This is a genomic window from Kaistella sp. CFF1-2 (genome assembly GCF_059509915.1).
In genome coordinates this window covers 898,076-916,125 of sequence record NZ_JCAKLF010000001.1, presented here as the reverse complement: position 1 = coordinate 916,125, position 18,050 = coordinate 898,076, and the positions used below count along the sequence as shown (strand labels likewise).

At 35.7% G+C, this 18,050-nt stretch carries 21 protein-coding genes; 13 read left to right on the top strand and 8 right to left on the bottom strand.

Going from position 1 to position 18,050, the window contains the following annotated elements:
* The first annotated feature begins 25 nt into the window (after positions 1-25).
* The 5 genes from purN to AC5XHR_RS04225 all read left to right on the top strand — a co-directional run bounded on the left by purN (position 26) and on the right by AC5XHR_RS04225 (position 6,103).
* Positions 26-595, top strand: coding sequence for a phosphoribosylglycinamide formyltransferase (purN, locus tag AC5XHR_RS04245; RefSeq protein ID WP_495949531.1), 570 nt, complete (start codon positions 26-28; stop codon positions 593-595).
* Positions 596-631: 36 nt separating this feature from the next.
* Complete coding sequence (purH, locus tag AC5XHR_RS04240) at positions 632-2,149, top strand: bifunctional phosphoribosylaminoimidazolecarboxamide formyltransferase/IMP cyclohydrolase (protein ID WP_495949530.1); 1,518 nt, start codon at positions 632-634, stop codon at positions 2,147-2,149.
* Between the two features lie 77 nt (positions 2,150-2,226).
* Positions 2,227-3,465: a phosphoribosylamine--glycine ligase gene (gene purD / locus AC5XHR_RS04235; protein ID WP_495949529.1), complete on the top strand. Its 1,239-nt coding sequence runs from the start codon at positions 2,227-2,229 to the stop codon at positions 3,463-3,465.
* A 92-nt stretch (positions 3,466-3,557) separates the two neighbouring features.
* Positions 3,558-5,087 (top strand): glutamine-hydrolyzing GMP synthase, encoded by a 1,530-nt coding sequence (guaA, locus tag AC5XHR_RS04230; RefSeq protein ID WP_495949528.1) that lies wholly within the window; start codon positions 3,558-3,560, stop codon positions 5,085-5,087.
* Positions 5,088-5,128: 41 nt separating this feature from the next.
* The gene (locus tag AC5XHR_RS04225) at positions 5,129-6,103 is read left to right on the top strand and encodes a L,D-transpeptidase (RefSeq protein WP_495949527.1); all 975 of its coding nucleotides are present in this window, start codon (positions 5,129-5,131) and stop codon (positions 6,101-6,103) included.
* Here the strand turns inward: AC5XHR_RS04225 and AC5XHR_RS04220 are convergent.
* The 5 genes from AC5XHR_RS04220 to AC5XHR_RS04200 form a co-directional block, all read right to left on the bottom strand.
* Positions 6,096-6,638: a hypothetical protein gene (locus tag AC5XHR_RS04220; protein WP_495949526.1), complete on the bottom strand. Its 543-nt coding sequence runs from the start codon at positions 6,636-6,638 to the stop codon at positions 6,096-6,098. The two genes, AC5XHR_RS04225 and AC5XHR_RS04220, sit on opposite strands and share 8 nt — an antisense overlap.
* Positions 6,622-7,965 carry an aspartyl protease family protein gene (locus tag AC5XHR_RS04215; protein WP_495949525.1) on the bottom strand — a complete coding sequence of 448 codons (1,344 nt, stop codon included), beginning with the start codon at positions 7,963-7,965 and terminating at the stop codon, positions 6,622-6,624. Before AC5XHR_RS04215 ends, AC5XHR_RS04220 begins: the two co-directional genes overlap by 17 nt.
* A gap of 86 nt (positions 7,966-8,051) precedes the next feature.
* On the bottom strand, positions 8,052-8,396 hold the full coding sequence (locus AC5XHR_RS04210) for a winged helix-turn-helix transcriptional regulator (protein ID WP_495949524.1): 345 nt from the start codon (positions 8,394-8,396) through the stop codon (positions 8,052-8,054).
* Between the two features lie 134 nt (positions 8,397-8,530).
* Positions 8,531-9,745 (bottom strand): 3-oxoadipyl-CoA thiolase, encoded by a 1,215-nt coding sequence (gene pcaF, locus AC5XHR_RS04205; protein WP_495949712.1) that lies wholly within the window; start codon positions 9,743-9,745, stop codon positions 8,531-8,533.
* A 140-nt stretch (positions 9,746-9,885) separates the two neighbouring features.
* Entirely contained in the window at positions 9,886-10,977 is a 1,092-nt protein-coding gene (locus AC5XHR_RS04200) for an MBL fold metallo-hydrolase (protein WP_495949523.1), read from the bottom strand.
* Between the two features lie 171 nt (positions 10,978-11,148).
* On the opposite strand from AC5XHR_RS04200, the gene AC5XHR_RS04195 reads away from it, so the two are divergent.
* The 8 genes from AC5XHR_RS04195 (at position 11,149) to AC5XHR_RS04160 (ending at position 16,799) form a co-directional block, all read left to right on the top strand.
* On the top strand, positions 11,149-11,574 hold the full coding sequence (locus AC5XHR_RS04195) for an SRPBCC family protein (RefSeq protein ID WP_495949522.1): 426 nt from the start codon (positions 11,149-11,151) through the stop codon (positions 11,572-11,574).
* 163 nt (positions 11,575-11,737) lie between these two features.
* Positions 11,738-12,760, top strand: coding sequence for a glutaminyl-peptide cyclotransferase (locus AC5XHR_RS04190; RefSeq protein WP_495949521.1), 1,023 nt, complete (start codon positions 11,738-11,740; stop codon positions 12,758-12,760).
* An 87-nt stretch (positions 12,761-12,847) separates the two neighbouring features.
* Positions 12,848-13,747, top strand: a complete 900-nt coding sequence (locus AC5XHR_RS04185) for a hypothetical protein (RefSeq protein ID WP_495949520.1) — start codon at positions 12,848-12,850, stop codon at positions 13,745-13,747.
* A gap of 130 nt (positions 13,748-13,877) precedes the next feature.
* Positions 13,878-14,345 carry a hypothetical protein gene (locus AC5XHR_RS04180; protein WP_495949519.1) on the top strand — a complete coding sequence of 156 codons (468 nt, stop codon included), beginning with the start codon at positions 13,878-13,880 and terminating at the stop codon, positions 14,343-14,345.
* Positions 14,330-14,944 carry a DUF6705 family protein gene (locus AC5XHR_RS04175; RefSeq protein WP_495949518.1) on the top strand — a complete coding sequence of 205 codons (615 nt, stop codon included), beginning with the start codon at positions 14,330-14,332 and terminating at the stop codon, positions 14,942-14,944. The genes AC5XHR_RS04180 and AC5XHR_RS04175 overlap by 16 nt, the downstream gene beginning before the upstream one ends.
* A gap of 51 nt (positions 14,945-14,995) precedes the next feature.
* On the top strand, positions 14,996-15,766 hold the full coding sequence (locus AC5XHR_RS04170) for a hypothetical protein (protein ID WP_495949517.1): 771 nt from the start codon (positions 14,996-14,998) through the stop codon (positions 15,764-15,766).
* A gap of 54 nt (positions 15,767-15,820) precedes the next feature.
* The gene (locus AC5XHR_RS04165; RefSeq protein ID WP_495949516.1) at positions 15,821-16,435 is read left to right on the top strand and encodes a deoxynucleoside kinase; all 615 of its coding nucleotides are present in this window, start codon (positions 15,821-15,823) and stop codon (positions 16,433-16,435) included.
* Between the two features lie 10 nt (positions 16,436-16,445).
* Positions 16,446-16,799 (top strand): ArsC/Spx/MgsR family protein, encoded by a 354-nt coding sequence (locus AC5XHR_RS04160; RefSeq protein WP_495949515.1) that lies wholly within the window; start codon positions 16,446-16,448, stop codon positions 16,797-16,799.
* Positions 16,800-16,870: 71 nt separating this feature from the next.
* Here the strand turns inward: AC5XHR_RS04160 and AC5XHR_RS04155 are convergent, their stop codons facing one another.
* From AC5XHR_RS04155 to AC5XHR_RS04145, 3 genes are read right to left on the bottom strand one after another with little or no spacing between them, the layout of a single operon-like run.
* Positions 16,871-17,176 carry a DUF493 family protein gene (locus AC5XHR_RS04155; RefSeq protein WP_495949514.1) on the bottom strand — a complete coding sequence of 102 codons (306 nt, stop codon included), beginning with the start codon at positions 17,174-17,176 and terminating at the stop codon, positions 16,871-16,873.
* Between the two features lie 29 nt (positions 17,177-17,205).
* On the bottom strand, positions 17,206-17,376 hold the full coding sequence (locus AC5XHR_RS04150) for a hypothetical protein (RefSeq protein ID WP_495949513.1): 171 nt from the start codon (positions 17,374-17,376) through the stop codon (positions 17,206-17,208).
* 30 nt (positions 17,377-17,406) lie between these two features.
* Positions 17,407-17,877: a DUF4197 family protein gene (locus AC5XHR_RS04145; RefSeq protein ID WP_495949512.1), complete on the bottom strand. Its 471-nt coding sequence runs from the start codon at positions 17,875-17,877 to the stop codon at positions 17,407-17,409.
* Between the last annotated feature and the right edge of the window lie 173 nt (positions 17,878-18,050).

Sequence of the window (18,050 nt, the reverse complement as noted above, 5' to 3'; positions counted from 1 at the left end):
TAAAATCTAACATCTAATATCTAAAATGAAAAATATCACAGTATTAATTTCGGGTTCTGGAACGAATTTGCAACGAATTATTGATTGTATTGATCAAGGTGAAATTCGCAATGCGAAGGTCAATTTAGTGGTTGCAGATCGCGAGTGTTTTGGATTAGAACGAGCTGAAAATCATAAGATCGAAAATGTATTAATTCCTCGTGGGAAATCATTTTCAGATAAATTGGATATGCTGATTCCTGAAAGTACAGATTTAATTGTTCTTGCAGGATTCCTTTCGATTTTGAAACCAGATTTCTGCGATAAATGGAAAGGTAAAATCATCAATATTCATCCATCATTGCTACCGAAATTTGGTGGTAAAGGAATGTGGGGAATGAACGTTCATAATGCGGTAATTGAAGCGGGAGAAAAGGAAAGTGGTGCAACGGTACATTTCGTAACTTCTGGAATTGATGAGGGTGAAATTATTCTTCAAGGAAAGGTACAGATTGATGAAACGGATACGCCAGAAACATTGGCTACCAAAATTCACGATCTTGAGTACGAAATCTTCCCAAAAGCAATAGATAAAATCTTGAACCCCGATTCTTGATTCTACAATCTTATAAAAATAAAATAAAAAGTAAAAATGGATAAAAAAAGAGCATTAATCAGTGTTTCAGACAAAACAAATCTGATTGATTTTGCCCGATTCTTAGAAACTCAAGGCTACGAATTAATCTCAACTGGTGGAACATTCAAGCATTTGAAAGATGCGGGTTTAGCGCCAATTCAGATTGATGAGGTGACTGATTTCCCTGAAATGTTGGACGGTCGTGTGAAAACGCTTCACCCAAAAGTTCATGGTGGTTTGTTAGCGGTTCGTGATAATGCAGAGCACATGAATACGGTAAAAGAACATCAAATTGGGTTAATCGATATGGTGATTGTGAATTTGTATCCATTTTTCGAAAACGCAAACAAAGATATTTCTTTAGACGAAAAAGTAGAATTCATCGATATTGGTGGACCTTCCATGTTGCGTTCTGCAGCGAAGAATTTCAAATCAGTGACAGTAATCACGAATGTTGAAGATTACGAAAAAGTTCAACAAGAAATGTCGAATTCTGGTGATACAACGCTAGAAACTCGTAAAGAATTGGCTGGAAAAGTTTTCAATTTAACGGCCGCATACGATGCAGCAATTGCAAAAATGCTTCTGGATCAAGACTATCCTCAATATTTAAATGCTTCGTATAAAAAAGTAGCAGATATGCGTTATGGTGAAAACCCGCATCAGACGGCTGCTTACTACGTTTCTACAGTAGAAAACGGAGCGATGAAGGATTTTGAACAATTAGGTGGTAAAGAGTTGTCTTTTAATAATTTAAGAGATATGGATCTTTGTTGGAAAGTGGTTAATGAGTTCAAAGAAGATTTGGCTTGTTGCGCGGTAAAACATTCCACACCTTGTGGAGTTGCGATCGGAACTTCGGCTTTGGAAACCTACCAAAAAACATTCGAATGTGATCCGGTTTCTATCTTTGGCGGAATTGTTGCAGCTAACTTTACTGTGGACGCATCGACCGCAGAGGAAATGAACAAAACGTTCCTAGAAATTGTGATGGCTCCTGACTTTACGGAGGAAGCTTTGGAAGTTTTGAAAAAGAAGAAAAACCTTCGAATTATTAAAATCACCAATCCATTAAGCGACAAGCAAACTTGGGTAAAAGTAGATGGTGGAATTTTAGTTCAAGACAACGATAATCAGTTTTCAACGGATATTAAAACAGTAACCACGTTAGAACCTACGGAAGCACAAAGAAAAGCCTTACTTTTTGCTCAACGAGTTGTTAAGTATGTAAAATCTAATGCGATTGTTGTTTCAGATGGCGTTCAAGCGTTAGGAATTGGTGGTGGACAAGTAAACCGAATCTGGGCGACTCAGCAAGCGATTGAACGTGCAAAAGAAAAGTTTGATGGCGCTTTAGTTTTGGCTTCAGATGCGTTTTTCCCATTTCGCGATGTGGTTGATTATTGTGCTCAAGAAGGTGTCCAAGCGATCATTCAGCCGGGAGGAAGTATGCGTGATGAAGAGAGTATTGAGGCAGCGAACGAGCATCATATTCCGATGTTATTCACGGGAATGCGTCACTTTTTACATTAATAAAAAAAGAACATATAATTTTTGCATTACCCATGCAAAAATGTAAATTTGTTGGTCATAAAACTTATAGAACACTAATGAGAATACTTATTGTAGGAAACGGCGGTAGAGAATCCGCAATCGCAAATAAATTATGCAAAGATTCTAGAATCTCGGAAATGTATTTTGCGAACGGAAATGCAACAACTGATAAATTAGGAAAAAATATTATCGCATCAACGCCTAAAGAAATGGCGGCTTATGCGTTAAAAGAAAAAATAGATCTTACGATTGTTGGGCCAGAAGCTCCACTTGTTGATGGGATTGTAGAAGAGTTCAAAGAAAACGGTCTTCGTATTTTTGGAGCTAAATCTCGTGCCGCTCAATTGGAAGGTAGTAAGGCTTTTTCTAAGAAATTCATGCAGAAATACGGTGTGAAAACAGCAGAAGCTAAAGTTTTCGAATCGTACCAAGATGCGTTGAATTATTTGGAAGGGAAAACGTTCCCAATCGTAGTTAAAGCAAGCGGTCTTGCTGGTGGAAAAGGGGTTGTAATTTGCGACGATATCGAGTCAGCAAAAGCAACTTTGCATTCATTCATGATTTCTAAAATCTACGGTGATGCAGGTATTCAAGTGATTATTGAAGATTATTTGGATGGTTTCGAAGCTTCGATCATTGCATTTTCAAACGGAAAGAAATTATTCCCTTGTATCCCGGTGAAAGACTACAAAAAAGTTGGAAATGGTGATAAAGGTTTGAATACAGGTGGAATGGGAAGCGTTGCTCCGAGTCCAGAATTTAAGCCAGAACATCAAGAAGATTTCGAAAAAAATATCTTAGAACCTACTTTGAAAGGGCTTCATGAAGAAGGTCTTGGTTTCCACGGATTTATTTTCTTTGGTTTGATGGTGACGAAAAACGGCTCATACCTATTAGAATACAACATGCGTTTGGGAGATCCAGAAACGCAGTCTTTACTTCCATTGCTAGAAAATAATCTTTTGGATGTTATCGAAGATTGTTTAGCAGGAAAAGAGGTTGAGTTGAAATTTAAGAATCAAAAAGCAGTTTGCTTGGTGATGTGTTCAGGAGGATATCCTTTGAATCACGAAGTTGGTTTCGAAATCAAAGGGATGGATAAAGTAACACACAGCGAACTTTTATTCGCAGGTGCCCAAATGCGCGGTAATAAAGTGGTAACGTCTGGTGGTAGAGTTCTTAACCTTGTAGGTGTTGGCGATACGTATGATGACGCAAGAAAGAAAGTGTACCAAGATGCACTTCCCCTTAATTTTGATTACGCTTTTTACAGAGACGATATCGGTAAATTTTAGCAAGATACTGCCCTGAAAATTCGGGGCATTTTTTTTAGTATTTCTGCAAAGCAGAATTTTATTTAATTTTTTTTTATTTCAGTCAATTTACGATGCAAAACGGAATTATCATATTAGATTTTGGTTCGCAATACAACCAACTTATTGCCAGAAGAGTACGAGAATTAGGGGTTTATTCAGAGGTTGTTCCTTTTAATATGCCTTTAAGCGAGATTTTGGAGAAAAAACCTAGCGGGATTATCCTTTCAGGAGGTCCGAGTTCGGTGAATGCAGAAGATGCTCATTTGGTGGACAAAGCTTTGTTTCAACAAGAAATTCCGGTTTTGGGAATCTGCTACGGGATGCAATTAACAACGCATCTTTTGGGTGGAAAAGTGAAGAAAGGTGAAAAAGGGGAATATGGAAAATCAACATTTGAAGTGGTTCGTTCTAATTCCATTTTGTCTGGAATTTCGAGACATTCTACGGTATGGATGAGTCATTTTGATGAGGTTGAAGAAGTTCCAGAAGGATTTGAAATTTCTGGAAAATCTGATGTTATCGCTGCGATGGCTAATGAAAAAGAGAAAATTTATGCGTTGCAATTTCACCCTGAAGTTTCGCACACCGATGAAGGAGCGAAAATGATTGAAAATTTTGTTTTCAACGTTTGTAAATCAGAGAAAAACTGGGCTTTAACGAATTATATCGACAGAACAATTGCAGATATTAAAGAAAAAGTAGGCGATAAGAAAGTGATTTTAGGACTTTCAGGAGGTGTTGATTCTTCTGTGGCTGCCGTACTTATTCACAAAGCAATTGGCGATCAATTGACATGTATTTTCGTTGATACTGGACTTTTGAGAAAAGACGAAGGGAAAAAAGTAATGGAAAACTACGGCGAGCATTTCCACATGGATATCAAAATGGTTGATGCTGCTGATCGTTTTTTAAATAAATTGGTTGGTATTTCGGATCCTGAACAAAAAAGAAAAATCATTGGTAATGAATTCGTTGCCGTATTTGATGAAGAGTCGAAAAAGTTCGAAAATGCAAGCTTTTTAGCGCAAGGAACAATCTATCCAGATGTCATCGAAAGTCAGTCTGTAAAAGGTCCTTCAGCGGTAATTAAATCGCATCATAACGTGGGTGGACTTCCAGAAGATATGAAATTGCAATTGCTAGAGCCGCTTCGCGAATTATTCAAGGATGAAGTTCGTAAAGTTGGTGAAGAGTTGGGTATTCCACATCATTTGGTGTATAGACATCCATTTCCAGGTCCTGGTTTAGGAATTCGTATTCTTGGTGAAGTTGATCACGAAAAAGTGCGCATTTTACAAGAAGCAGACGATATTTTTATTGAAGAATTATACAAACACGATTTATACGAAAAGGTTTCTCAAGCATTCGTTGTTTTACTTCCTGTGAAATCTGTTGGCGTGATGGGAGACGAGCGTACGTATGAATATACAGCTGCGGTTCGTTCTGCCAATACAATTGATTTTATGACGGCGACTTGGAGTCGTTTACCTTACGATTTCTTAGAGATTGTTTCATCAAGAATCATCAACGAAGTTTCAGGAATTAACAGAGTTGTTTACGATATTTCCAGTAAACCGCCAGCAACGATAGAATGGGAATAAATTGGTATTATTCTTGCCTTGATTTTAGGGTAAATTAAACTATGAAAAAGTATTTGCTATATGCTGCAACTTTCCTTGTAGCGATTTCCTTAATTCAATGTAAAAAAGATGCCCAAGCAGAAGATGGGTCTTCGAATTCAAATTCGACTACGCAAGATTCTGCTACCAAAGAAAAACCTAAAGAAGTCGTCCCACAAGAGACTTTTACATATACTGCCATGCTGTTTCCGGCGAAAAAGAAGGATTCGGTCATGGCAGCTTTTAAAGAAAAATATACGAAAGAAGAACGCTATACTATTTTGGCGCTCAATCGATTGGATTTGGAAAATGCTTGGCGTGCTGATACGTTGATGATTCCAAATAAAATCGAATCCGATTTTTTACAATATTCTCCTTTCCCAAGACAATTAGATATCGCCAAGGATGTTCGAAAATTGGTGGTTTTTTCCTATCCAATTCAAGCATATGCAGCCTATGAAAACGGGAATTTAGTGAAATGGGGTCCATCGAGTATGGGTAAAAAAGCAGCAAAGACAAAAACCGGTTTAATGTTCACAAACTGGAAAAAGGAACTCGCTATTTCTACCGTGAATAAATCTTGGAAATTACCATACAATTTCAATATTCATAATACTCTAGGAATTGGTTGGCATCAATACGATTTGCCTGGTTATCCCGCATCACATTCCTGTTTGAGAATGTTGATGGACGATGCGAAGTGGATGTTTAACTTTGGTGAACAATGGGTTTTAAATAAAGGCGGAGCAACAGTAAAAGCCAATGGAATCCCTGTAATCGTCTTTGGTGAATACGGATGGGGAAAGCAAAAACCTTGGAAGGTTTTAGACAAAAACCCGAATGCAACAACGATTACTGTGGAACAAATGAATTCTGAAATTCAGCCATTCAAGGAGAAAATCCTTAAAGAACAGAAAAATAGGGAAGAGGTTTTAGCGGCTAAAGTAGCTGAGCAAAAACCCAATTCTCAATCTCAATCAACGCCTGCGACTAGCTAGTTTTTTCATATTTCAACGTAGATTTTATAACAAAGTCACGTAGTTTTTCCATTTCAGGTTCGGCTTTTTTGTGTCCCATTCGTACGGCAAAATACAAGAAGATAATGATCATCAGCATGCCTATTGATGCAGGTAATCCCCAAGTATAATCTGTGGAATTGATTTGAAGTCCAACAAACCAAAGGGTTATAAAAACCATCCACGCAATGCCAAAAAGAAAGTAAAGAAACATCACTAAAGTCCAAACATCTCCGTTTGGACCAAATATTCCTCGTATCACGGTAGTGCCATCTTCTATTTCGGTTCTCAAAGCGAGGTTAGGTTTCCAAAAAGGATGATCTTGTGTTTTTACAATGATTGTAGAAACTTCACGATTGACATTTCCCGTTAGTTCTGGATGTTCTTTCAAACTCGCCATGATGATTTTTTCAAATTCCTCAGGCTCGAGATGGGTATGCATTTTGAACCGAGGCCTATTTCGGATTCGGTCAAATGTACTTTCTTCTGTGATCGGGTTGTTATTCTGAGTCGTCATAAGGAATTGGGTCTTCTAGGTGAAATTCAAAATTCAGTAGTTTTCCGTTGCGTTCAATACTAATATGAATAGATTTACCATTTTCAGATTTGAAAAGCTCGTTGATTCGTTCCAAAGACATTTTGGTAACGCTAGTTCCATTAATTTTTACTAATTGATCGTCTTTTCGAATTCCGGCTTTATAGGATGGTGAATCTGAGCGAGCGCCAGCAACGATGTAATTGGGAACCAAAACAAATTTATATTGCAGTTCCGTTTTTCTTGTGTCATATGTTGGTGTTGCATCAGAAATTCCAGCTTTCTTTCCTTCCGTGTTTATATGAACTAGCTCTTTACTCCAAATCATACCATGGTGTTTAATATCCAAGCCACTCATGTTAAAATGGAAAGGTTCCCGAATCGCAGAATTTGGTTTGAAATAAATCTTTTTTTCAGGATAATTTAGTAAAACGGAGAAGCGTCGCAATGTTTCATTTCCAATGGAGCCTTTGCGATCTGGAACCAATTTTAAATGCTGAACCGAATATTCGTCGGGCATTGCAATGATGGGCTTTTCCAAAATATGGTTTCCTATTTTAACGCGATGAATGCGGCTTCGTTTACCGTAAATGTCTCCATTAAATCCACGTCCTAGAAAATCTTCAATATTAGGTCTGTTATATTTAAAATTCGGAATTAAACTTGGAAAAAGCCAAACGGCATCGCTGTTTCCGATGTCGATGAGCATTTTTGAAGAAACGTATTCGTTGGTTTGTTGTACATCCAACCAAATATAGGGTTTGTTTAGTTCAAGCGTTATTGGGTGTTCATTGTATTTTTTCGAAGCTTCTTTTTCAAAAGTGTTCTGATCGGGATAGAAGATGATTTCTTTCTTTTGAAAATTAATTTTCAAAGGATAATTTTTGAAAAAACTATAACCAATGATTCCATTAATTGGAATTCCGATATGATCAGAAAAATTAAATTCTTCATTTAAAATTAAATAGATCATATGATGGTTGTCCACATAATTACTCCCTATTTTAACGGTATTTCCTGTAGATTCCCAACCATCGACTTGCATATTACTACCTAAACCTTTGAAAACGGTTTTGGTCATTTTTTCAAAATTCACTGTTTTGTTTTCTAAACTAAAAAGTATCGTTTCTGAAACGCCCGAATCCAAAAGGAATGTAAGCTCTACACCATTAACATTCACGGGAATAAAAATAAGATTATTAAGAAGCTTGAATTTTATTTTTGTTTTTTTAGAGACGGGTAATACAAAACCTTGAGCAGAATGAAAACTGCCTACTAATAAAATGAAAAAAAGAAGTATTGCTTTCATTTTAGGTGTGAGAATTTTATTAAAAATACTAAAAAAAGACTTTACACATGTAAAGTCTTTAATAAAATATAAATAATGATGTGATGTTAGTACGCGAGGTGCGCGAGCTCATCTTTTTGGAAAAGATGATTTATGCTCCAATCTGATAAAGCATTGAGAACCGGAAGCAGTTGCTTTCCTTTTTCTGTAATTTGATAATTGAAAACCAACTTGTTTTTTTCACTTTTGGTTTTGATAAGCATTTCTGCCCTGACTAATTTGTCTAGCCTTTCTGCTAAAGTGTTGGTTGCAATACCTTCTGGCATTGCTGCAAGGTCTTTATACGTTGCCGTGCCTTTTACAGATATATCTCGTAAAACTAGCATGGTCCACTTGTCTCCAACAAGATCGAGACTCCGCGCCAATGGGCAGTTTGATCTGAATTTTTTCATGTTCTCAAGTTTAGTTTTGTGGTTTAGTTTTATGAAGGACAGTTTTTCTAATAATTCTCAATCCCTTCACTGCAAATATATACTTTTTTTAAAATATTTCACATTATGTTAAATATAATAGTATAATTTTCATTTTAAAGGTTGCAATTTTCTAAAATTAATGCATAGCCTTGTCCAACGCCTATACACATGGTACATAGTGCGTAACGTTTATTTCTTCTGTTAAGTTCTTTTGCCGCTGCAACAACAATTCGAGTTCCGCTCATGCCTAAAGGATGGCCTAAAGCAATCGCACCTCCATTAGGGTTTACGCGTTCATCATTATCTGCTAAACCTAATTCACGTGTACACGCCAAAGCCTGCGCAGCAAAGGCTTCGTTAAGTTCGATGATGTCCATATCTTCTAATTGAAGTCCAGCTCTTTTTAATGCTAATTGAGACGCTGAAACAGGGCCAATTCCCATAATTCTAGGTTCTACTCCGGTTACTGCAGTGGAAACAATTCGAGCTAAAGGTTTCAAGTTAAAATTTTTCACTGCTTCACCCGAAACGACAAAGCAAGCCGCAGCACCGTCATTTAATCCCGATGCATTTCCTGCAGTAACACTGCCATCAGATTTGAATGCAGCTTTTAACGAACCTAATTTCTCTAAATTTGTTTGCGCTTTAATGAATTCATCTTGGTTGAAAACTAAGGCTTCACCTTTTTTTTGTGGAATTGAAATAGGAATAATTTCTTCCCCTAAAATTCCATTTTCTTGGGCTTTTGCCGCTTTTTGCTGAGAAGCCAAAGCAAACTGATCTTGATCTTCCCGACTAATGGAATACATTTCGGCTAAGTTTTCTGCGGTTTTTCCCATCGCTTCAACACCGTACATTTTTTCCATTTTCGGATTGATAAAACGCCAACCAAAACTACTGTCAAACATTTTTTGATTGGTATCGAAACCCATTTCTGCTTTCGAAAGAACGTACGGACCGCGTGACATTCCTTCTACACCGCCGGAAATAAAAATATCACCTTCGTTGGCTTTTATTGCTCGGAAAGCATGAGAAATAGCATTCATTCCAGAGGCGCAAAGTCTATTAACGGTTTCTCCGGGAACGGTCGTTGGTAAACCAGCTAACAAAGACGCCATTCTTGCTATATTTCTGTTGTCTTCTCCCGCTTGATTGGCACAACCAATGATTACATCGTCAATTTTGTCGGTTGGGATATTTGGATTTTTTTCTACCAAAGCTTTAATTACATCCGCGATTAGATCATCTGTACGAACAGCTGCTAAACTTCCTTTGAAATTTCCAATTGCAGAGCGAACTCCATCCAAAATATAGGCTTCTTGATTCATTGTTTCGTTGTTATTGTCTACTTGATTCTTTTGATTTGTTTTCAAAAATTTAAAGTAGGTCAAGATACCATTTAATTCGAAAATAAAAAAAGTCTCAAACCAAAATAGATTTGAGACTTTTTATCGAATTTAAAATGGGATTATTCTAAGGTTTTCCACCACAAATTTGATGTTTTAGCATCAGTCGAAAGTGAAAGTTTTTCACCAATTTGAGGCATGAGAAGTCCATAATTCCCTTTTTTATTTTCTACTACTTTTTCCATAGGCTCTTTCCATGAGTGTTTAGAAAGTTTGAATTTGGAATTATGAACCGGAATTAAATTTTTGGCTTGCAAATCAAGCATTGCCTTATCCTGTTCGCCAGGAAGCATGTGGATGTACCGCCAATCTTCGTTATACTGTCCGTTTTCTAAAATTGCGTAATCAATCCCTTGGTATTTATCTCCAATTTTTTTGAAATGCGTATCGTAACCCGAATCACCGCCAATGTAAATCGTTTTTGTTGGCGTTTGAACTACAAAACTCATCCATAAAGACTGATCACGTTTGAATCCACGTCCTGAAAAATGGCGCGCTGGTTCTGCATTGAAAACAAATTGATTGTTAAAATCTTTCTTTTCAAACCAATCCAATTCAACGATTTTAGATTCTGGGAAGTCCCAATGTTCTAAATGAGCTCCGGTTCCTAAACCAGTAACAACAATTTTCACTTTGGGTTGTAGTTTTTTCACCGTTTCATAATCCAAATGATCCCAATGATCATGCGTAATGACAAGATAATCGATTTCTGGAAAATCTTCTATTGTATACAAATCAGATCCAGCATACGCTCTTGTTGTGCTTTTCACGGGCGAAGCGGCACCACTGAAAACAGGATCAACTAAAATCTTTTTTCCATCAGTTTGAATGTAATAGGATGAATGTCCGAACCAAATAAAAACATCTTCATTACTTGGAATCTTGTTGATTTCCGTTTTTACAAAATGAAAAGGTTTTTTCGGCGTTCCGTTTTCCACTTTATCAAAAACAAATTTCCATAAAGCTTTGGGTAACGATGAATTTTCTGAAAGTTGCGGTGTGGGATTTAGATTTTTAAATTGACCATCCTTGTAATTTGGAGATTTTTGGATGCGCTCCAAGCGTTTTCCAGTTGGTAATTTTCCGAATTGATCTTGCTGCATAAATGCCCAAACACCAACTACCAAAAGGATGATGAGTATAATTAATGTCATTGTAATTTTTTTGAAAAGTTTCAAAATCTTGTTTTTTTCAGTTTATTAATTCAAAGACGTATTGGGTGCAAAAATACTTTAAAAAGAGTTTCATGATATTTATTACATGTTTATTTTTTGCTTTCGCGGGAATAAAGGCTAACTTTAGATAAACCAAAAAATCATAGTACTATGCACGAAAATATTATTGTAAAACAAAAGCTAAATGCGCCAGTAGAAAAGGTTTGGGATGCAATTACCGACAAAGAAAATATGAAAAAATGGTATTTTGATATCCCAGATTTCAAATTAGAAATGAATCAAGCGTTCAATTTTTATGAACCTGGAGGCGAAAACAAGTATTTGCATCATGGTGAGATTCTAGAAATAATTCCTCAGCAAAAATTAAAACATTCTTGGACGTACCCTGAATATACCAAAGATAAGACCTTGGTAAAATGGGAACTGACGCCCGAAGGCGACGGAACGGTACTTACGTTAACGCATAAAGGTTTGGAGAATTTCGAACATTTAGGAACCACATTTTCTCGTGAAAGCTTCGAAGAAGGCTGGAAAGAAATTGTAGAAAAATCTCTAAAAGAATTCGTTGAGAATTAAAAAACTTCCCCGATAAAAGTTATTCAGCGCAGATTTATAGGAGTCTGCGTTTTTTTGTGGATTTTAGGAAAGGTATAAAATTTGCTAATTATCGGCTAATAAACAACATGCTTTGATACAAATCCGTAACAAAAGCGTATTTTTGAAAAAATAATTTGTGATAATGAAACGTACTCTATTTATTTCTGTATTGGCACTCACTCTTTTGGCATCTTGTAACAAGGATGAAAAAATCCTAAATACATTAAATGAATACAATACTTCGATGGAAGATAAAGGATATCATTTTGGTGATGCGCTTCAACTTCCAGCTGATGTTTTAGATAATGCAGCAAAAGTAACCATCAATTTTGGAGAAAAAGAAACCGATAAAATGGTGGTGGATCCAGCTTATTTTACTTTAGGAACCAATGCGGTTACGTTTGTTATTACAAAATCTAATGGCGAAACCATTTCGCAAGATGCGAATATTAATGTGTATTCTAAAACTCCAGAAGCAAAAATTCAATACGAAATTGTAAAGGAATACCCTCACGATCCTAAAAGTTTTACCCAAGGTTTCCAATATGTGGATAATATGATTTTGGAAAGTGATGGTCAGTACGGGACTTCACGTCTTTGGAAATATTCTTTGGGCAGCACAACGCCAACGCAATCTGTTGATCAAGCGGCGGATATTTTCGCAGAAGGCGCAACGGTAGTTGGTGACAAAATTTATCAGTTGACCTATCAGAATAAAAAAGGCTTTGTTTACGATAAGAATTCATTGAAATTATTGAGCGAATTCCCATATTCTAACATGATTGCAGAAGGTTGGGGATTGACTTTCGACGGAAAGCAATTAATTTTTTCTGATGGAACCAAGTTTTTATATTTCTTAAATCCGAACGATCCAAGCAAAGTAGTTCGCCAGATTGGTGTAGCAAGTGATAAAAAAGGTTACGATCAATTAAACGAACTTGAATTCCATAACGGATTTGTTTATGCCAATGTTTGGCAACAACCGATTATTCTTAAAATCGATCCTAAAACGGGTGAAGTTGTTGGAAGTTTTGATTTTACAGAAATTGCAAAAAAACACACCAAAGGAGTGGATGATGTTCTTAATGGAATCGCTTTCAAAGGTGATAATATGTTGATTACTGGGAAAATGTGGCCAACGATTTACGAAGTTCAATTCAAATAATACAAGACGCTTTCGAGCGTCTTTTTTATTTTTTTCATTTTAATATAAAGATTTTACTTATATTGGCTTCGTAAAAATAAACACAATATGGATAAAAAACTACTTAATTTTTTAAGGAGTGCTATACTTCTTTCTTTCTTTCTTTCTTTCTTGACAAGCTGTATTCGAGATGATATCTACAATGCTAATGCGAAAAATGATTATTATAAAATCTATAATAAAAATAAAAATCGTTTTCAAAGTACTGTGAAAATTCCATTTGAGATAGAATGGAATAAAGGAAAAACGAGTTATTCCGATTATTTTCAAGATAATATAACCACTTTTCCTATTGCACTTAAAGTCAATGGGAATCCTAATAATAAAACGCATTTTCACTTGATAGCAAAAGGAAGTGATGAGCATGTTAGTTTTTATTTGCTAAAAGTTAACCCTAGTTTTAATTCAAAAAATTTAGTTGCGAGTATTACTGATCAAAAAGATTTTACTGGGCAACTAAAGTTGTTTTTAGAGAATGATGAGCTTGCTTTTGATAAGCGATATAAGGATGGAGTTTATGGAGGGCAAGTTTTTGCTGGAATGAAACCATTTGCAAAGATCAATACCCAAGCTCAAGATGCGGAAATGGAATGTCTCAAAGTTTTCACCTATCATTATACAGACCATTATTTTATTTGGAATGTAGATAATGTACTAACGTATTCGCACACGACTTTAGATGCCGTTACTGAGGAAAGGGTATGTTACCCTGTCGGTGGTGGGTCTATAGGTGGTGGATTAGGAAATTGGTCTGGACCGGATACTGGAGGAGGTTCGGGTACGGGCGGAAATCAATGCAGTAACCCAGTTACTAAATGTGTTGCCGAATTTGATTTTGCTTTGTCTTATGGTGATCCTTGTGATAAAACGAGAAAAGAACTTTATGGTAATTCTGAGATAAAAATTGCAATAGATAGCCTTAAAGGTAAATCTAAAAAGGGGGGGTGAGATTGCTTTTCAAGTTGATTTTAAAGGGAAGCCAGGGGCACCAGTACCAGGAAAAGAGCATAGTGTTTATTTAACGAATTTAAGCAATTATAAAGGTTATATACATAACCATACCCCGTCGGGTATCAAAATGTTTTCTGGGAGTGATGTACATACCTTTGCAAAACAAGTGATGTCTTTACCAGCGGGTGTAGAACCTTTTGAAGCTTTTGCAGGTATGATTGGCTCGCAGGAAGGTTGTCATACATGCAATGGAGGGTACGAGTATTTTCAATATTTTCTCCGATTTAATGGAACAAAAGAACAAGCAGAAGCAATTGCGAATAAGATGTATAATTTTGATGATTTAGGTGTCAAATACCAAAAATTAGAGTTGGCATTGAGAGATTCGCCACTCTATACCTCCCAAAATGGAAATTATATGGGTACCAAAGGTTTTGAAGTTCTATTTTACAAACTTTTAGAGTTGATGGGGCTAGATTCCAGTTTATTCAGTCTTCAAAGGGTAAATGAAGATGATAATGGAAATTTAAACATTAATAATATAGTCTTAGATTCAAGTGGGGGTCCAAAAGATGAAAAATGTCCAACAAATTAAAAAAAAACAAAAAAATGAAAAAAAATATGTTTAAAACAGTTCTATTTATAATTGTATTCCTATTTGGTTCCGTGAGTTGCCACGCCCAAGAGGTCATACTACCATTGAATACGAGTTATATGGATTTGCCTAATAATGCGTATGTGAAAGATTTAGAAAACGAATTGGATCAATATGTAGGTGTTTATAAAGCACAATTTCAAGGGAAAGAAACCACGTTATATTTTGAAAAGGAAGTTAGAAAACAAGCTTCAGCATTAAAAGGGTACTATTATACAGATCAACTGAATGTCAAGTTTGTCGTAAAAGATAGCACAGGCAAGGTTTTGATTGACTCTCGAAATTCTGCTGGATGGTTAAATAAATTGGTAAGTTCTTTTAAACTATCCCGTTTAAATGTATTATCATTTATTTATAGTGGAACGAATTGTGGGGTTGGTAATGGTTCTGTATTGCTACGGAAGCTAGATGCTACACATATAAACTGGACCTACTTACCTAATTCAAGTTTGCTTTTAGAAGAGGATTGTCCTAAAAGTTTAGATTTAACAGTCTATCTTCCTGTGACAAAAGATTTGGTGTTCACAAAAGTACCTTAAGCACAAATAATACAAGACGCTTTCGAGCGTCTTTTTTTGTATATTTGGTCTATGTCGAAAATCCTTTGCACACTTTTATTTTTCTGTTTTTCCTTTATGGGAGCGCAACGTCAGGTGGCGTTGGATTCTTTTAAGTTGAAAGGGGTGAAGGAAATGCAGTTGGATGATTATGGTAATTTTTATCTTTATAAAACGCAAGATTTTAGTTTAACAAAAACGGATTCTACAGGAAAAATTTTAGGTCGGCTCATGATGACGGTTCCTTTTCGTTTGCAAAATGTTCAGAATCCGTTGAGCATCATGCTTTTTTCGGAAAATGCCCAAGAACTGAAAGTGATTGATCAAAATTTAAATGAAATTCAGAAAGTTGATTTTCGATTGAATTTTGGATTTATCAAAGCTGCTTATGCGGAAGATTTGCAACAAATATGGTTGCTGGAAGAAAGTTCACGACGTTTGATTCAATACAATTTTAGAAATCAGCAAGTCATTAATTCATTTCCTTTGTCGTTAGATTTTAGCGACGTTATTTCGATGGTGGTTTTTAATCAGAAATTGTATTTAATTTCTTCAAAAGAGTTTCAAGTTTATGATTTTAAAGGAAATCAATTATTTCAAAAAGAAATCCCGAATTTGAAAAAAATCAAAAGAGAAAATGAGCGAATTCTGCTCTTTACTCCCGATGAAATCTATTCGTATACGTCGCTAGAAGGTATCAGGAAGGACTTTTCAAAAGCTTCCGCAGAAATTGTGGATAAAAACTCCGCTTCCTACTTTGAATATAGAACGAACAAAGTCTATCTTTACGAAATCAATCAGTAGGGCAGGTGATTGAGCCATCTGTCTGATTTTCAATTAATTTTTTGAGATTTTAGAATGCATATAGCCGTTACAGGAAATATTGGCGCAGGAAAAACGACGCTTACCGGGATGTTGGCGAAACATTACGGATGGCATGCGCAGTACGAGGATGTAGATCATAATCCGTATTTGGAGGATTTTTATTCGGATATGTCGAAGTGGAGTTTTGCTTTGCAAATTTACTTTTTGGGAAGCCGTTTCCGCCAAGTGAAGGAGATTCGTGATAGTGGGAAAAATATTATCCAGGACCGTACGATTTATGAAGATGCGCATATTTTTGCGGAAAACTTAAATGACATGGATCTTTTAACGGATCGTGATTTTAATAATTATACGTCGGTTTTTAACTTGATGAAATCTTTCGTTTCGGCTCCAGATTTGTTGATTTATTTGCGTTCGGATGTTCCTAATTTGGTGAAGAAAATCTACAAAAGAGGTCGTGATTACGAAGCTTCGATTAGTATTGAATACCTTTCTAAACTGAACAAAAAATACGAAAAATGGATCAATAATTACGATGAAGGAAAATTGTTGATTATTGATGTTGATGATTTGGATTTCGTAGAAAGACCGGAAGATTTTGGTTTCATTTTGGAGAAAATTGAAGGTCAATTACACGGTTTATTTTAGGTGATATATTATGTTTACGCTGTATCATAACTCGTTTTGTTCCAAATCTAATTGTGCGTTAGAATATTTAGAAACTGAAAATATTCCGTATCAATTGGTTGATATTTTGAACAATCCTTTATCTAAAGAAGATTTAGAAAAATTGGTTCAAAAACTAGAAGTTCCCGTTTTGGATATCGTTCGAACGAATGAAAAATTATTTCAAGAAGAATTTTCGGATAAAAATCTGAGCAATGAAGAATTGTTTTTGGTTTTAGAAGCGAATCCTGAATTACTACAACGTCCAATTTTAGAATTTAATGAAGAAGCAGTTGTTGGTCGGCCTTTCGAAGTTTTTAAAACGTTCGTTGAGGCGCATCAATAAATCAATTCATGATAAATAAAAGAATCCCCGAAACAAAGTTTCGGGGATTCTTTTATGGTTTAGATAAAATTTTACAGCATAATTACACCTTCAATTTTACCAACTTCTTTGTAGATAGTAATCACTTGATTAGCGTCTAATACAAAAGCACTCACCGTTATTGACGTGTATTTTCCATTCTTACTTTCTTTGTTTGAAAAAGATGTTTTGATACCATCAAAAACACGGTAGATCTCCGTTAATTTTTGCTCGCTACTTGGGATGATAAATTTGTAAACATAATCTTCTGGGAAGTCATGTGTTTCGGTTAATTTCTCACTAAGAGACGCATAAAATTCTTCTGGATCTTTGGCGCTATTTTGTTCTAAAATGTTCATAAGTTTAATTCGTTTTAACGAAGGTACGACTATTTCCCAAAAGCTTTGTAGATTTCGGAAGCATTCTGTTTTTCGTAGTCTTCTATAATATTAAATAATCCGTTTACCAATTGTTCTGAAGCCAATTTACTCAACATTGAACCGTCCGCTGGAGTACTCGAATTTCCTAAGATATTCCCTAACAGATTATTAGCTTTCAATGCATTGTTAATAGGGCGAATAATGTCAAATTAATTAAGCTTTTGATCAACCTTCGGCATAATGGCCTGAATCAATTGTTGGGATGTTTTTTCTTTCAAAATTTGAGTTGCCATTCCTTGGCCTCCAGTAGCAATACGCTCTACATCTTGGCTGGTAAGGGAATTAACGGCATTCACCAAAATTGGTTCCGAAAGATCAACGGTATAAGCAGCTGCTTGTGCGATATAGTCTTTTTCTTTTGCGACAAGATTTGGCGCAACACCTTCTAGCAATGTGTTTATTGCTCGTAACTCTTTCGGTAACGCTTTATCAATAAGGTCACTTTGTAAGAATGCATTTTTATTTTTGAAAATACCGACTCCCTTCGTAATTCCGCCTAGTAAAACCTTTTTTAGGATGGATACTCCGATTGCTGATGTTGCCAACGCAACACAAGAATGAGACACTGTTGCAACTCCGACAACAGAAACGGTGGCAATGAGTACATTTTTGGTATTCATAATACTTGGATTTAGTAGAACAAGCTAGTCAAAATTTACGCCAAAGTGTTTATTTAACGTAAATTAACACTGTCTTAAAAAAAATATAAAATTTAGTATATATTTTCTAACTTTGAGACAATACTTGTTTGTCTTACTTTATATGAATGAGTATGGAGAAAATCTTAAAGAAA

Bases quoted from the DNA above. Each gene is read 5' to 3' on its own strand.
- purN (WP_495949531.1), top strand. From the start codon at position 26: ATGAAAAATATCACAGTATTAATTTCGGGTTCTGGAACGAATTTGCAA.
- purH (WP_495949530.1), top strand. From the start codon at position 632: ATGGATAAAAAAAGAGCATTAATCAGTGTTTCAGACAAAACAAATCTG.
- purD (WP_495949529.1), top strand. From the start codon at position 2,227: ATGAGAATACTTATTGTAGGAAACGGCGGTAGAGAATCCGCAATCGCA.
- guaA (WP_495949528.1), top strand. From the start codon at position 3,558: ATGCAAAACGGAATTATCATATTAGATTTTGGTTCGCAATACAACCAA.
- AC5XHR_RS04225 (WP_495949527.1), top strand. From the start codon at position 5,129: ATGAAAAAGTATTTGCTATATGCTGCAACTTTCCTTGTAGCGATTTCC.
- AC5XHR_RS04220 (WP_495949526.1), bottom strand. From the start codon at position 6,638: ATGACGACTCAGAATAACAACCCGATCACAGAAGAAAGTACATTTGAC.
- AC5XHR_RS04215 (WP_495949525.1), bottom strand. From the start codon at position 7,965: ATGAAAGCAATACTTCTTTTTTTCATTTTATTAGTAGGCAGTTTTCAT.
- AC5XHR_RS04210 (WP_495949524.1), bottom strand. From the start codon at position 8,396: ATGAAAAAATTCAGATCAAACTGCCCATTGGCGCGGAGTCTCGATCTT.
- pcaF (WP_495949712.1), bottom strand. From the start codon at position 9,745: ATGAATCAAGAAGCCTATATTTTGGATGGAGTTCGCTCTGCAATTGGA.
- AC5XHR_RS04200 (WP_495949523.1), bottom strand. From the start codon at position 10,977: ATGACATTAATTATACTCATCATCCTTTTGGTAGTTGGTGTTTGGGCA.
- AC5XHR_RS04195 (WP_495949522.1), top strand. From the start codon at position 11,149: ATGCACGAAAATATTATTGTAAAACAAAAGCTAAATGCGCCAGTAGAA.
- AC5XHR_RS04190 (WP_495949521.1), top strand. From the start codon at position 11,738: ATGAAACGTACTCTATTTATTTCTGTATTGGCACTCACTCTTTTGGCA.
- AC5XHR_RS04185 (WP_495949520.1), top strand. From the start codon at position 12,848: ATGGATAAAAAACTACTTAATTTTTTAAGGAGTGCTATACTTCTTTCT.
- AC5XHR_RS04180 (WP_495949519.1), top strand. From the start codon at position 13,878: ATGTTTTCTGGGAGTGATGTACATACCTTTGCAAAACAAGTGATGTCT.
- AC5XHR_RS04175 (WP_495949518.1), top strand. From the start codon at position 14,330: ATGTCCAACAAATTAAAAAAAAACAAAAAAATGAAAAAAAATATGTTT.
- AC5XHR_RS04170 (WP_495949517.1), top strand. From the start codon at position 14,996: ATGTCGAAAATCCTTTGCACACTTTTATTTTTCTGTTTTTCCTTTATG.
- AC5XHR_RS04165 (WP_495949516.1), top strand. From the start codon at position 15,821: ATGCATATAGCCGTTACAGGAAATATTGGCGCAGGAAAAACGACGCTT.
- AC5XHR_RS04160 (WP_495949515.1), top strand. From the start codon at position 16,446: ATGTTTACGCTGTATCATAACTCGTTTTGTTCCAAATCTAATTGTGCG.
- AC5XHR_RS04155 (WP_495949514.1), bottom strand. From the start codon at position 17,176: ATGAACATTTTAGAACAAAATAGCGCCAAAGATCCAGAAGAATTTTAT.
- AC5XHR_RS04145 (WP_495949512.1), bottom strand. From the start codon at position 17,877: ATGAATACCAAAAATGTACTCATTGCCACCGTTTCTGTTGTCGGAGTT.